The following is a 13,404-nucleotide window of genomic DNA, read 5'->3' as shown; positions in this document are numbered from 1 at the left end:
TTATTGCCTCATGGTTACAGGCACATGAATGCTCTGCAGCAGCTTCTGCAGCAGGGAATCCACGCTGACATTATCAAGGCGTGATTCCGGCCGCAGCAGAATGCGGTGTCCCAGCGCATAAGGTGAAAGGGTCTTCACATCGTCAGGCAGAACATAATCGCGGCCTTGCAGGAAAGCATAAGCCTTGCATGCCATCATGAACGACAAGGATGCCCGGGGGCTTGCGCCAAGGAGTACAAGCGGGTGCTCCCGCGTCTGCCGGACTACATCCAGCAGATAGTTCAGGACCGGATCGCTGATATAAATATCGCGGATCTCCTCCTGGATGGCGGCAATGGTGTCCATTCCGGTGACCGGAATCAGCTTGTCCACCGGTTGGCCCTGCTGATGGGTAATCAGCAGATTCTTCTCCGTCTCGGCATCGGGATAACCCAGGCTGATCCGCAGCATGAAGCGGTCCAGCTGGGCCTCGGGAAGGGTATAGGTGCCTTCGAAGTCTATCGGATTCTGTGTTGCGCAGAGCATGAACGGATGCGGCAGAGGATAGGTCTCCCCGTCGACCGTCACATTGCGCTCCTCCATGACCTCAAGCAGTGCGGACTGGGTCTTGGTGGTCGCCCGGTTAATCTCATCGGCAAGCAGAATATTGGTCATGACCGGCCCCGGGCGGAAGTGAAACATCTCATCGCGCGGATGATAGACAGATACACCGGTAATATCACTCGGAAGAATATCGGGATTGCACTGAATCCGGCGGTATTCACCAGACATGGAACGGGATAGCGCCCGGATTAGCTGCGTTTTGCCAGTCCCCGGAACATCTTCAATCAGGACATGTCCGCCGGCAAGGAGTGCCGTGAGCAGCAGTTCGATTTCGAAGCTTTTACCGAGTATACAGGATTCCAGATTAGTGCGGACAGCGTTCATAATTTGCGTAGATTCTTGACGTACGGGCATATATGGTAAACCTCCTATGTCAGAATAAGCAGTAATATATACATTTTACATGATTCGAGTAGTGAAAGTACATGTTAGGGGCCGTGAAATTATAGAGCGGCTTACGAGATTTGTCAAAAAGAAACACTTATGGGGCGCAGCAAAACACAGCATCTTCCGTCTGCGGCATTTCCCGTGCTGAGTGTCTGCTATTGATGACAGTCCCGCCGGCAGGGCGGCTGCTGACAAATAGCCCGGAGGAGAGCCCGCCGGGAAGCCACTGGCAAGGTGAGCGTCACAGCTATCTCTCATTTAGTTGCGGTTGCCCGCTTTTACCGAGTTCGAAGAAATACTGACTTCATGGCGGAATTAGCAGGCGGGGCTGGGGTGTTAGGTAGGGCTGGGGTGTTGGTAGAGTTGGGGGTGTTCGGGAAGGCTGGTACGTGCGTTAGCGCTGGTGCGTTCGGGGCTGAGGTGTTGGGTAGGGCTGGTTTGGTTCGTTCGAGGGTGATCTGTTTGGAGCGCTGGTGCGTTGGGTAGAGCTAGGGTGTTCGGGAGCTGGTGTGTTCGTAGGCAAATAGATAATGTTGTACTTTTTGCAGGATTTCTCGCGTTTAGAGGGGGCAAATCCGGTATTGTTGTACTTTTTACAACATTTCCGGCGACTTGGCGGCTTAGAGCGCTGTATTGTTGTATATCCTGCAAGATTTTTGCGTTTCGGCAGATTTGATCTCTGAATTGTTGTAATTTGTGAAAGATTTCTGTCGGTTCTTCTTAGCGCTCCGCTAACCTGCCGGTCCAGAGTTACTGCTATATCCACTTTTGCACGCTAAGCTCACTTCATACCCTTTCATTAGCACTTCTCATTCTCGCACTCAGCTAACTTCCAGCCCTTTCATTAGCACTTCTCATTCTCGCACTCAGCCAACTTCCAGCCCTTTCAGCGGCACCTCATTTTCTCTAATAGCCTATTGAATCCAATTCAAAGTTACCTCTACCTCACATTCCAGCATCTAGCCTATACCTCAAGCTCACAGTCAGACGTACTTACACCTCACATACCAACACTTAGCCTATCTCAATTTCTCTCAAAGGTACCTCTACTTCCCGGAATATCAAAGCGACTCTCTCCCTTCCCTTATTCCACCCACTCTCCACCGCAATCGCATACCGCAAATTTATAGTTACTATCTTTAAAATCAGTTGACTTTGTTCAGGTTTACAGGCTAATGCCAAAGTAAAAAGACCGCCAAAGGCGGCCTTCCTATTCTCACTTATCCTCATCCCAAAACCATTTCCGTTCACCCTAGCCCTTCGGCCGGACAACAAGCGCCGCCAGGAATGAGAAAACAATCGCGGAGGATATCCCCGCACTGGTTACGTCGAAGATCCCGGTGACTACCCCGACCCATCCGTCCCGCTCCAGCTCTGTCAGCGCGCCATGGACCAGGGAATTCCCGAAGCTGGTAATGGGGACGCTCGCCCCCGCACCGGCGAACTTCACCAGCGGATCATAAATCCCGAACGCATCGGCCACCGCACCGAGTACGACCAGCGTACTCATGGTATGGGCGGGCGTCAGCTTGAGCACATCGAACATCAGCTGCCCGATAACGCAAATGGCTCCCCCGACCAGAAAAGCCCACAAATAAATCATGCTCCTTCACCTCCGCTCTCCAGGGCTACCGCATGGGCTACGCACGGAATACTCTCCCCTTGCTGATAAGACAAAGGTGATAGCAGTGCTCCGGTCGCCACAATCAGTACCCGTTTCAATTCACCTTTTTTCAACCGGCTCAGAATGTGCCCGTAGGTCACTACCGCAGAACAGCCGCAGCCGCTTCCTCCGGCAATGACATATTTCTGCTTGTCCAGGTCATAGATCATAAGACCACAGTCGTTAAAGACTGTCTGCTCCATGGGAATGCCCTCTTTGGCCAGCAGATCTTTGGCAATCGGCAGACCAACGGAAGCAAGGTCCCCCGTCACGATAAGATCGTAATGGCCGGGCGACAATCCCGTATCCCTGAAATGTGCTGTAATGGTATCAGCAGCAGCCGGTGCCATGGCGGTTCCCATATTGAACGGGTCCTTCAGGCCAAGGTCCATAATACGCCCAAGCGTCGCTGATACCACAAGAGGGCCCTTTACAGTACCATCATTAACACCAATTACTGCACAACCTGAGCCTGTAACGGTATATTGGGCGGTTGGGGGCTTCTGGGAGCCGTATTCTGTAGGATAACGGAATTGTTTCTCCACCGTACAGTTATGGCTTGATGTGCCTGCCAGTGCGTACTTGCCGCCGCCGGAGTCGACAATCATGGAGGCGATAGCCAGACTCTCCATGGAAGTGGAGCAGGCGCCGAAGACGCCAAGATAAGGCACGCCAAGCTTCCGCGCGGCGAAGGAGCTGCTGATGATCTGGTTCATTAGATCACCGCCGACAAAAAACTCCAGCTTCTCCTGCTCCAGATTCGCGTTCATGAGCGCGAGCTTGGAAGCTTTTTCGAACAATGCGCGCTCTGCCTTCTCCCATGTCTTCTCGCCCATTTCCAGTGAGTCGTAGATAAAATCAAAGCTTGAAGCAAGCGGGCCCTCTCCCTCCTCCGGACCTACTACTGCGGAAGAGCCTAGAATGACCGGACGGTTGGTAAATTCCCAGGTCTGACTGCCGAGCTGCTTCATCGTTTAATGTGCACCTCCCCAGCCCATAACGGCATACACTACACCTACAACAAATGCGGCAACCACACCGAACACAATGACTGATCCGGCCAGCTTGAACATATTGCCGCCAACGCCGAGTACGAGCCCTTCAGCCCGGTGTTCAAGAGCAGCGGAGCACATACTGTTGGCGAAACCTGTGACGGGCACCGCTGAACCCGCACCGCACCACTGGGCAAGCTTGTCATACACACCGAAGCTGGTGAGAATGACCGAGAGCAGAATCAGAATAGCAACTGTTGGACTGGCTGCTTCGCGGGAAGTCATATCGAATATTGCCATGAATGCTTCCTGGATGCCTTGTCCAAGCACACAGATCAAGCCGCCGGATAGGAAGGCTCGCATACAATTCTTGAATACAGGACGGGATGGCACATAAGGCTTGGCCAATTCCTGATAATCCTGCGGGGTCAAAGTATCAAGCCGCAGCTTGACGCCTGATTTCTTTGTTTTCGCCGGCAATACAGACACCTCCTGTAGGATACGAAAGGGAGCGGGCAGCGGGATACGCATTTCCCGTCCCTCCGGGTTGTGCTTCAATACAATGTTTTTCCTTATTGTTCACTATAGGCGGCCCCGTTATGTCCCCTTAAGCTCAGGAAAAATAAAGCAGCACAACAATCAGCAGCATAAACAGCACCAGTATCAGCACAGCTTCATTGTCCCGCCGGTACCGGCGGGGGTACCGCTTGTGCAGCCCGCGGGCCTGCACCTTCCTGGGCACTCCCCGATTGCCTGCTGCGGCTACGCTTCCTGATAGCCACATTCTCCTCGCTTCCTTTCCCGGCTCCTGCCTGCAGAGCCCTTACAACATAGTATTCGCTTCCCGGGTCACTGTGTTCATATGCCCTCCTGCCATGGACAATCGGCGTAACAATGTTCATACTGGGTAAGATGAACAAAAGAAAATAACCAAAAGCGAGAAGGAACTGCAATAACACCTGATCCTGACAAGTGGAAACGGCCTTGCCGTCCTTTTTAGGAAGGTACCGTTTCAGCGAGAAAGATAAGGATAATTTATGCGCGGAGCATATAAATTTTTATCTTTTATCGATAACTTAAGTTCATCCTATATAAGTGTAAAAAGGAGCGATATGTGTATGAATCCAGAAACACTCGACTTGTTCAAAACATTGACTGAATTTCCTTCAGCCCCCGGCTTCGAGCGTGAATTACGCGCTTACGTCAAAGAGGCGATGATGCCTTACACCGATGAATTCGTGCAGGACCGCCTGGGCAGCCTGTTCGGCGTACTGCGCGGTGAGGCGAACGGCCCCAAGATCATGGTCGCCGGACATTTGGATGAAGTGGGATTCATGGTTACCGGCATCACGGACAACGGAATGATCCGGTTCACGCCGCTGGGCGGATGGCTTGCTTCGGCTGTGGCTTCGCAGCGGCTGCAGATTATTACCCCGAAAGGAACGCTGAATGGCGTTGTCGGCAGCACACCGATCCACTTGCTTAGCGCGGAGGAGCGGGGCAAGACCGGCGATATCGGCAAAATGTACATAGATATCGGTGCGGACAGCCGCGAGGAAGCGCAGAGCTTCGGCGTTGCTCCGGGGCAGCAGGTTGTGCCGGTCTGTCCGTTCACCCCGCTGGCCAATCCGAAGAAGATTATGGCCAAAGCCTGGGACAACCGCTATGGCGTAGGTCTGGCGATTGAATTAATGAAGGAATTACATGGCAAAAAATTACCGAATACCGTCTATTCCGGCGCCACCGTCCAGGAAGAAGTCGGACTGCGCGGTGCGCGGACCGCGGCCAATCTGCTTCAGCCGGATATTTTCTTCGGCCTGGATGCCAGTGCTGCTGCCGATATGACCGGCGACCGTCAGGCCTTCGGCCACCTGGGACAAGGCGCGCTGCTGCGCATCTTCGATCCTACGATGATTACCCACCGCGGGCTGATTGAATACGTTCAGGATACGGCGGACACTCACCGGATTAAATACCAGTATTTCGTCTCCCAGGGGGGAACGGACGCCGGTCAGGTGCATGTCAGCGGGATCGGCATTCCTTCGGCGGTTATCGGAATCTGTTCACGCTATATCCATACGGCTACTTCCATTATTCATAGCGATGATTATGCAGCAGCCAAGGAGCTGCTGGTCAAGCTGGTTGAAGGCCTGGACCGCACTACACTGCAGACGATTCTTGAAAACAGCTAAGCAGTGCTTTAATTCGGCGGGTATGGTTATGCCAGCCTTACTTACTACGGTGCCTCTCTTACAAAGGGGGCGCCGTATTTGTTATGCCGTGATTATACGCACCGGAAGCGCAAAAAGCCGCAGGGATAGGTTGCCCCTGCGGCTGTACTTCTATTGATTTATTTCAGCTTCGCATATTGCTCCATCGCGGACTTATGAACCGGATGGTCAGCAGCAATGCCGGTATACTTCGCCAGAGCAGCTTCTGCGCCTAGCTCGGCAATCGCTGCCTGCAGTTCCACTGCTTCCGGGTCATCGCTGACATTGAACAGCAATGCGCCGGCCATAGAGCGGGTCAGGGCAGCATAATTTAGCCCTCTGTCATAAGCCTGGAGAGCCGGTGACACCAGACGGTCATTCGGCGACAGCTTGCGCAGCGGCGAACGGCCTACACGGGACACTTCATCGGTCAGCGCCGGGTTGCGGAAGCGCTCAAGGATTTTGTCGATATACTTGCTGTGTTCTGCCTGATCGAAGCCATGCTTCTGGATCAGCACTGCGCCGGTTTCTTCCAGCACTTCACGGACCTGTGCAGTCAAAGCTTCATCTGCCATAGCCTGCTGGATGGTTTCGTACCCGCGCAGGAAGCCAAGATACGCTGCGGAGCAGTGTCCGGTATTCACGGTGAACAATTTACGCTCGATATAAGGCTCCAGGTTATCCACGTAATGCACACCTTCAACCGGTGTATAGCCCGGAATCATCTGGGAGGAATCTACGACCCACTCATAGAATGGCTCTACGACTACCTTCAGAATATCCTCATGCTGCTGCAATGGAACAATCCGGTCCACAGCTGCGTTCGGGAAGGCAACAGAAGCGTCCGCTTTGGCGCGGGCTGCTTCATCAAGCTTGGCATACACCAGCTCTTTGAGCTGGGCACTGCCGCCAATCGCGTTCTCGCAGGCAATCACATGCAGCGGTGCGGAAGAGACCGCTACCCGTCTGCTGATGCCATCAGCCAGAACCCCCGCAATATGCTTCAGAATCGACACGCCGACAGCTGTGGTAACCAGATCGGCTTCAGCAATGGCTGCGGCAACTTCTTCACCGTGAGTTACGCTGCTGAGTGCAGTTACATTTTTGACGACTACCGTTTCCTGACCATCGCTGGCCAGCGTTACCGGATACTCGCCGCGCTCCTGAAGCTGGGATACAAACGCCTCATTTACATCCACGAAAGTTACTTCATACCCTGCCTGCGACAGCAGCAGTCCGATGAAACCTCTGCCGATATTGCCCGCTCCGAAATGGACAGCCTTCATTATTCCATGCCTCCTTCGAAGATCGCGATCACATCAGCAGCCGTTGGAGCATTCATTACGCGCTCAATGGCATCATCTTCTGTGAAAATCATCGCCACGTTGGTCAGGACCTCCATATGCCCGTCGCCTGCGGCAGCAATACCGATCACTATGAATGCCGGCTCATCCCCGCCGAAATCCACACCGTCCGGAAAACGGATTACAGACAGTCCTGTGGATTTGATGAACGGCCGTGCTTCCTTGGTACCGTGGGGAATCGCCAGCCCTCCGCCCATGTAGGTGGACACCACTTCCTCGCGCTCCAGCATCTTGGGAATATATTCTTCCGTTACGTGTCCTGCATCGACAAGCAGCTTACCCGCCATAGTGATCGCTTCGTATTTATCTTTAGCGGCACCGTGCATAATTACTTTATTTTCTGACAGTATACTCATATGGTTTCTCTCACTTTCAAATTAAATTTTATTTTGGAAAAAATGAAGCAGCTCCGAGGACAAATATCCCCGGATCTCAGGCTCCGTACGCTCCTCCAGCAATTGTACCAGTTCGGAATTAAGCAGCAAAGCGCTGATCTCGCTGAGCACCTCCAGACTCTCCTTGGACAGTCTGCGCGGAGCCAGCATAAGCAGAATCACTCTAACCTCAGTGTCTCCCTCCAGAATCACAGGCTGGCGCAGCCGGTACAACGTAAGCGATGACAGATGAATATGGCTGCTCCGGGTGTGGAAAAGCGCCAGCCCCGTGTCCGGTATTACCTGACTGGTCATCCGCTCCCGCTCCAGCAGGCGCTCCAGCACAATGTCCGCATCCCCAATTACGCCGCTTCCATTCAGCAGTGCCAGCATTTCCACCAGTGTTGCAGACAAATCCATATCCTTGTTGTCAATGGGATGGAACCGGAACCGCTCCAGCAGGCTGACCATTTCATCAAGAATCCCCTTGTAGCTCTTCAGCCGCTCCAGTGAAGCCTCATCCCGCATAGTCCGGTCCTGCTCACCTAATGGGCCTGATTCCCGCTCACGCAGCGTTGTATTCTGAATATAATTCAGCAGTTTCTCTATCTCTTCCCCTGTGAGCAGGGGGCTGATTTTGATATAACGTTCCTTATCAATCGGCAGATCAATGGTAGATATAATCAGGTCGTAGTCCACATCCGGCAGCCGTGCGGCTTCATACCAGGAAATATTGCCGAGAATCTCAATCTGCGGCATTTCTTTGGTCAGCCGGGTAGCCAGCAGACGGGAGGAGCTGAGTCCGCTGGCACAGACCAGAATGGCTCTGACATTACGCCTTAGCTGATTAAGCCGCTCGACGGAAGCCCCGAAATGCATCACCAGAAATCCGATTTCTTCATCCGGAATTTCAAGCTCAAGCTGCATATCCTCTACGGAGGCACGGACGATGTTGAACAGATACTCATAATCCCGGCGGATCGGCCCAAGCAGCGGATTGCGGATGCGTGTGCCTTCCCGAATCCGCTTCAGGGCGGGATCGATATGCTCCAGCAATCCTTCGCGCAGGGAACGGTCACTCTGGAAAGGAAGCCCTGTCCGTTTGACCACACTCTCCGTCAGCTTGTAGACGATCTCCATTAACTCAATATCGCCGTAGGCAAAGCCGGCAGAAGAGAATGAATCCTGCACCCGGTCGAATAATCCAGCGATATACAAGACCTCTGCCCGGGGAATTTCCATCCCAAGCGCCGCTCCGAGCTGCTGGACAAAGTTCTCGGACCCGGCAATGTTGCGGTGATCAGACATTCTGGAATACCCCGCTTCTTCACCGCTGTCAATGCTCCGGCCAATTTCAATCCGCCTGGTCGTCACGGCTAGACCCAGCAGCATTTCCATGTAGACAATTTCCGGAAGCTCAGCGGTCCATTTCCATTCCATATCCCACAGGGTATTCTCTACCTCCATGAGATTGGATTTCCCTACCGTAGACAACAGAACACGGAAGACCGGGTTGCTCTCGGTCTGGGAGCCATGGCCAACCAGATCAGACAGATCCAGATGCTCGGCGGCCAGCCGGCCAATCGCCCGGCGCTTATCGATCTCACTGCCGGTGATTTCAACGCCGTAGCCTCTTCTGCGGACCAGCTCCAGGCCGAATTTACGGACCCATTGCTCCAGTTCATCCAGATCGTAACTTACAGAAGCGACTGTTACCTTAAGTGAATGCGCGAGCGTGAACAGCTTCACCGGCTCTTCCGCCTCCAGCAGGGCGCAGAGCTCATACACCTTGCGGTCTTCTCCAGAATATTCCGCCGGCTTCTCTTCCCGCAAAAACAGGCGCAGCTCCGCAAGACCGGCCTCCGGGCCGTTCAATTGTATGCCTTTTCCCGATTTTTTGATCAGATTCACACCAAAATTCTTCAGCGCAGACTCTATGTCCTCCATCTCCCGGTGAACGGTTCTTACACTCACACCGGTAGCCTCAGCGATTTCAGCAGCCGTAATTTCTCCGCTGACTCCGAGCAGAAGCCATATAATCTGGCGCTGTCTGGCGGTAATTTTCCTCATATTCCGCGAACACCCTCCGCCCTACACCAAGTAGAAACGGCTATGCCGTCCTCTAAGGGACGGCATCCGTTTCAGCAAGAAATATAAGGTAAAGTATAGTGGAACATATACTTTCTTATATTTGGGGACAAACGCTGGCTTTGGCGGCCAGCGTCTCCTTATTTGACATTATGCTTATTAATTTATCTTACACTTCTGCGTCTTACTTCAAACGTTCCACGAGCTCATCATATTTCGGGCTCTTCAGGAAGTTGTCGATCGAGATGTGCTCAGCGTTTGGATTCACGGCAATGGCACGGTCAGTAAGTGTCTTCTGCGTAACTACGATGTCGGCATCCGCAGGAATTTCACTGACAGCAGAGTTCACAACCGTAATGTTAACCCCTGCGCTTTGCAGTTTCTTGCGCAGGACGGAAGCGCCCATCGCACTGGAACCCATCCCTGCGTCACAAGCGAAGACGATTTTGTTCACATTGGCTTTAGTGCGTACATTAGCAGCTACAGTAGTTGCAGTTGCCGCAGTTTGAGCTGCAGTTCCGGCAGATTTCATGTCTTTCACCTTGGCTGCTGCTTCCTCAATATCCATTTCTTCTTCGTCGTTCTTCTTAACAGTCTTCAACAACAGGGCTGCAAGAGCGAAGGACACGACGGTTGCAACGATAACCCCGGCCAGCATTGGAAGATATCCGCCCTTAGGTGTCATCGCGAAGTATGCAAAGATACTGCCTGGAGAAGGAGAAGCTACAAGACCTGCACCCAGCATCTGGAAGGTGAATGTACCGGATACACCGCCACCGATAACGGCAAGGATCAGACGCGGGTTCATCAGGATGTAAGGGAAGTAGATTTCATGAATACCGCCCAGGAAGTGAATGATGATTGCGCCCGGTGCGGAAGATTTAGCAGAGCCTTTACCAACCAGCCAGTAAGCAAGCAGGATACCAAGACCTGGACCAGGGTTCGATTCAAGCATGAATAGAATAGATTTACCTACCCGTTGTGATTGTTCAAGCGCGATTGGTCCAAGTACACCATGGTTGATCGCATTGTTCAGGAACAATACTTTGGCTGGCTCAATGATAATATTGATGAGCGGCAGCAGATTATGATTTACCAGGAACTCAACACCATTGGACAATATGTTGGTCAAGCCTTCAACCAGAGGTCCAATACCTTTAAGTGCTCCAACGGATAGTAGGCCACCGATAATACCGAGTGAGAAGTTATTAACGAGCATTTCGAAGCCGGCTTTGATTTTGCCGTCAACCGCTTTGTCAAATTGCTTCAATACCCAGCCAGCCAGCGGACCGACCAGCATAGCTCCAAGGAACATCGGAATAGAGGATCCGACAATAACCCCCATTGTAACTACTGCCCCGATAACACCGCCGCGTTTGCCGTGAACCATCTGACCGCCGGTATATCCGATCAGCAGCGGAAGCAAATATTTGATCATTGGATCAACCAGAGCTGCTAGGCTTTCATTTGGATACCAGCCGGTTGGAATAAATAATGCTGTAATTAACCCCCATGCGATGAATGCGCCGATATTCGGCATAACCATACCGCTGAGCATGCGTCCGAATTGCTGGACTTTTACCCGCGCACCACCGGATGAAGTTTGCTGAGTTGCCGTTGTGGCCATTTAAAATGCCCCCCTAATTAATTGAATGAGACCCCTTCGTTTACTTCTTTGTGAAAGGTTATCTCCTATGAACACATCGTAAATCAAAGCGCTTTCTTTGTCACCAAATTGAAAACACGGTTTCGTCATGAATGTTGTTGACATCATTTAAGAGTTCCTGCCAAGGGGCTTAAGTATGGTGTTTTCACTACTCCGAATGACCTATTGCTGGCCTGTTAATAAGGATACTCCGCTCTGTTGACAAAACCTTCTGTCCGCCGCATTCCCCTTTTAGGATGCACCCGAATACCGTTATTTATCATATCCGCCAGCCTCGCCGCACAAAATAACCGCACAAAGTTGCTGGATTGCCAGTTGCTACTTATGCTCCTCATTTCTTCTAGGGATGCAAATTGTATTCGATTTTTCGCATACATTTGGCCTAGTAACCCTCGCAGTAGCTCATTGTATTCGATTTTTCGCATACATTCGGCCCGGTTACCCTCGCAGCGGCTCATTGTGTTCGGTTTTTCGCATACATTTGACCCGGTTACCCTCGCAGCGGCTCATTGTATTCGATTTTTCGCATACATTCGGCCCGGCTACCCTCGCAGTAGCTCATTTTGTTCGGTTTTTCACATACATTTGGTCCGGTTACGCTTGCAGTAGCGCATTGTATTCGGTTTTTCGCATACATTTGGCCCGTTTACCCTCGCAGAATATCATGATTTCCAAACAACAAAAAAACTGCCCCCTTTATGAGGACAGCCTTGTCTTGTGATGTTTGTCATGCGTATCATACTTAGTTCTCGTTCTCAAATCATATCCAACGGAACCTTCCATGACGGCTGCGGAAAAGCATCGTCCAGCTGCCAAAGCTCATCCGACGTAAGCACAAGCTTGCCGGCGGCTGCATTCTCTTCCACATGCTGGCGGGTGCCCGCCTTGGGAATCGCCATCACCTCTGCTTCACGGATGCTCCAGGCGAGCAGAATCTGCAGCGGAGTCGCTTCATGATTCCGGGCAATCCTCTGCACGGTCTCATTCTCCGTCAATCCTTTTCTCAGGGTTCCTGCCTGGGCCAGCGGAGAATACGCCATTACAGGAATTTTGTGTCCGCTCAGCCATGGCAGCAGCTCATGCTCGATGCCTCTGGAGCCGAGATGGTAGAGCACCTGGTTCACTGCGCAGTGATTGCCGCCGGGAATACGCAGCAGCTCCTGCATGTCGGGCGTATCGAAATTGGAGACGCCCCAGCGCGCGATTTTGCCGGAAGCGACCAGAGCCTCCATTCCCTCTACAGTCTCCTCAAGCGGAAGAGTCCCCCGCCAGTGAAGCAGGTACAGATCCAGATGATCGGTGCCCAGCCGCTTCAGGCTTGCTTCACAGCTGCGGATTAGTGCGGCTCCTGCAGCATTATGCGGATAGACCTTGGAGACCAGGAACACCTTGTCACGGATTCCCCGCACCGCTTCACCGACAAGCTCCTCGGAACGGCCGTCTCCATACATTTCAGCAGTATCAATCAGATTCATTCCCAGCTCAACACCGTGGCGCAATGCAGCAATTTCTTCAGCGCGGTTTGCTGCATGCTCGCCCATGGTCCAGGTTCCCTGGCCCAGTCTGGGCAGCACAGCTCCGTCCGGCATAAGGATAGTATCAGATACAGGTTTGCTCATAATAATGGAAGTCTCCTTATAGGATGAATGGTGTGGCTTGCTACTTACTATACTTACCATATTAACCTTCCCGAAACATCCGGCAAGTGTCCAAATCATAAACTTTCAGCAGAGGCAGCAAAATCAGCCGATCAGCTTTAGCCCGGCTACAGCTCCAAGAATCAGCACAATGCAGAAAATGCGCCGCGGATCGCGGGCCTCACCATAGAACACCATACCCATAATCGCCGCTCCAGACGCGCCAATCCCTGTCCAGATTGCGTAAGCTATCCCCATCGGCAGGCTCTCCATCGCCAGTGAAAGCAGCAGGAAGCTTGCACCAAAACCGAGCACAAGCAGGCCTGCAGACTGCCAGTTGCGGTTCTTATGCAGCTTACCAATCATGGCCACCCCGAACATTTCACATAACCCGGCAGCAATCAACATTACCCATGCCAT

General features: G+C 52.4%; 12 protein-coding genes. 1 reads left to right on the top strand and 11 read right to left on the bottom strand.

Annotation, left to right across the window (positions count from 1 at the left end):
• The 5 genes from NSU01_RS08580 to NSU01_RS08560 all read right to left on the bottom strand — a co-directional run bounded on the left by NSU01_RS08580 (nt 1) and on the right by NSU01_RS08560 (nt 4,429).
• Nucleotides 1-957: a MoxR family ATPase gene (locus NSU01_RS08580; RefSeq protein WP_076242537.1), complete on the bottom strand. Its 957-nt coding sequence runs from the start codon at nt 955-957 to the stop codon at nt 1-3.
• A gap of 1,285 nt (nt 958-2,242) precedes the next feature.
• Nucleotides 2,243-2,593, bottom strand: a complete 351-nt coding sequence (spoVAE, locus tag NSU01_RS08575; RefSeq protein ID WP_042134802.1) for a stage V sporulation protein AE — start codon at nt 2,591-2,593, stop codon at nt 2,243-2,245.
• Entirely contained in the window at nt 2,590-3,624 is a 1,035-nt protein-coding gene (gene spoVAD, locus NSU01_RS08570) for a stage V sporulation protein AD (protein ID WP_042134800.1), read from the bottom strand. The genes spoVAE and spoVAD overlap by 4 nt, the downstream gene beginning before the upstream one ends.
• Before the next feature lie 3 nt (nt 3,625-3,627).
• A complete protein-coding gene (gene spoVAC, locus NSU01_RS08565) occupies nt 3,628-4,125 on the bottom strand; it encodes a stage V sporulation protein AC (RefSeq protein ID WP_042134798.1) in 498 nt (165 codons plus the stop codon).
• Nucleotides 4,126-4,258: 133 nt separating this feature from the next.
• Nucleotides 4,259-4,429, bottom strand: coding sequence for a hypothetical protein (locus NSU01_RS08560; protein ID WP_156118565.1), 171 nt, complete (start codon nt 4,427-4,429; stop codon nt 4,259-4,261).
• 334 nt (nt 4,430-4,763) lie between these two features.
• Between NSU01_RS08560 and NSU01_RS08555 the strand changes: the two genes are divergently transcribed.
• Complete coding sequence (locus NSU01_RS08555; protein ID WP_076242536.1) at nt 4,764-5,837, top strand: M42 family metallopeptidase; 1,074 nt, start codon at nt 4,764-4,766, stop codon at nt 5,835-5,837.
• A gap of 158 nt (nt 5,838-5,995) precedes the next feature.
• Here NSU01_RS08555 and NSU01_RS08550 read toward each other — a convergent pair whose 3' ends face one another.
• From NSU01_RS08550 to NSU01_RS08525, 6 genes are all read right to left on the bottom strand, one after another.
• On the bottom strand, nt 5,996-7,141 hold the full coding sequence (locus NSU01_RS08550; protein WP_042134794.1) for a mannitol-1-phosphate 5-dehydrogenase: 1,146 nt from the start codon (nt 7,139-7,141) through the stop codon (nt 5,996-5,998).
• Nucleotides 7,141-7,575: a PTS sugar transporter subunit IIA gene (locus NSU01_RS08545; RefSeq protein WP_039308269.1), complete on the bottom strand. Its 435-nt coding sequence runs from the start codon at nt 7,573-7,575 to the stop codon at nt 7,141-7,143. The genes NSU01_RS08550 and NSU01_RS08545 overlap by 1 nt, the downstream gene beginning before the upstream one ends.
• 21 nt (nt 7,576-7,596) lie before the next feature.
• Nucleotides 7,597-9,663, bottom strand: coding sequence for a BglG family transcription antiterminator (locus NSU01_RS08540; protein ID WP_042134792.1), 2,067 nt, complete (start codon nt 9,661-9,663; stop codon nt 7,597-7,599).
• A 202-nt stretch (nt 9,664-9,865) separates the two neighbouring features.
• Nucleotides 9,866-11,308 (bottom strand): PTS mannitol transporter subunit IICBA, encoded by a 1,443-nt coding sequence (locus NSU01_RS08535; protein ID WP_042134790.1) that lies wholly within the window; start codon nt 11,306-11,308, stop codon nt 9,866-9,868.
• A gap of 794 nt (nt 11,309-12,102) precedes the next feature.
• Nucleotides 12,103-12,966 (bottom strand): aldo/keto reductase, encoded by an 864-nt coding sequence (locus tag NSU01_RS08530; protein ID WP_076242535.1) that lies wholly within the window; start codon nt 12,964-12,966, stop codon nt 12,103-12,105.
• Nucleotides 12,967-13,089: 123 nt separating this feature from the next.
• A complete protein-coding gene (locus NSU01_RS08525; RefSeq protein WP_042134787.1) occupies nt 13,090-13,404 on the bottom strand; it encodes a multidrug efflux SMR transporter in 315 nt (104 codons plus the stop codon).

Origin of the sequence: Paenibacillus sp. FSL H8-0259 (assembly GCF_037963255.1) — a bacterium.
Classification (GTDB): Bacteria; Bacillota; Bacilli; order Paenibacillales; family Paenibacillaceae; genus Paenibacillus_AQ; species Paenibacillus_AQ phytohabitans.
The sequence above is the reverse complement of the archived record's forward strand: the minus strand, read 5'-3'. Positions and strand labels throughout refer to the sequence as shown.

Bases quoted from the DNA above. Each gene is read 5' to 3' on its own strand.
- NSU01_RS08580 (WP_076242537.1), bottom strand. From the start codon at position 957: ATGCCCGTACGTCAAGAATCTACGCAAATTATGAACGCTGTCCGCACT.
- spoVAE (WP_042134802.1), bottom strand. From the start codon at position 2,593: ATGATTTATTTGTGGGCTTTTCTGGTCGGGGGAGCCATTTGCGTTATC.
- spoVAD (WP_042134800.1), bottom strand. From the start codon at position 3,624: ATGAAGCAGCTCGGCAGTCAGACCTGGGAATTTACCAACCGTCCGGTC.
- NSU01_RS08560 (WP_156118565.1), bottom strand. From the start codon at position 4,429: ATGTGGCTATCAGGAAGCGTAGCCGCAGCAGGCAATCGGGGAGTGCCC.
- NSU01_RS08555 (WP_076242536.1), top strand. From the start codon at position 4,764: ATGAATCCAGAAACACTCGACTTGTTCAAAACATTGACTGAATTTCCT.
- NSU01_RS08550 (WP_042134794.1), bottom strand. From the start codon at position 7,141: ATGAAGGCTGTCCATTTCGGAGCGGGCAATATCGGCAGAGGTTTCATC.
- NSU01_RS08545 (WP_039308269.1), bottom strand. From the start codon at position 7,575: ATGAGTATACTGTCAGAAAATAAAGTAATTATGCACGGTGCCGCTAAA.
- NSU01_RS08540 (WP_042134792.1), bottom strand. From the start codon at position 9,663: ATGAGGAAAATTACCGCCAGACAGCGCCAGATTATATGGCTTCTGCTC.
- NSU01_RS08535 (WP_042134790.1), bottom strand. From the start codon at position 11,308: ATGGCCACAACGGCAACTCAGCAAACTTCATCCGGTGGTGCGCGGGTA.
- NSU01_RS08530 (WP_076242535.1), bottom strand. From the start codon at position 12,966: ATGAGCAAACCTGTATCTGATACTATCCTTATGCCGGACGGAGCTGTG.
- NSU01_RS08525 (WP_042134787.1), bottom strand. From the start codon at position 13,404: ATGGCATGGGTAATGTTGATTGCTGCCGGGTTATGTGAAATGTTCGGG.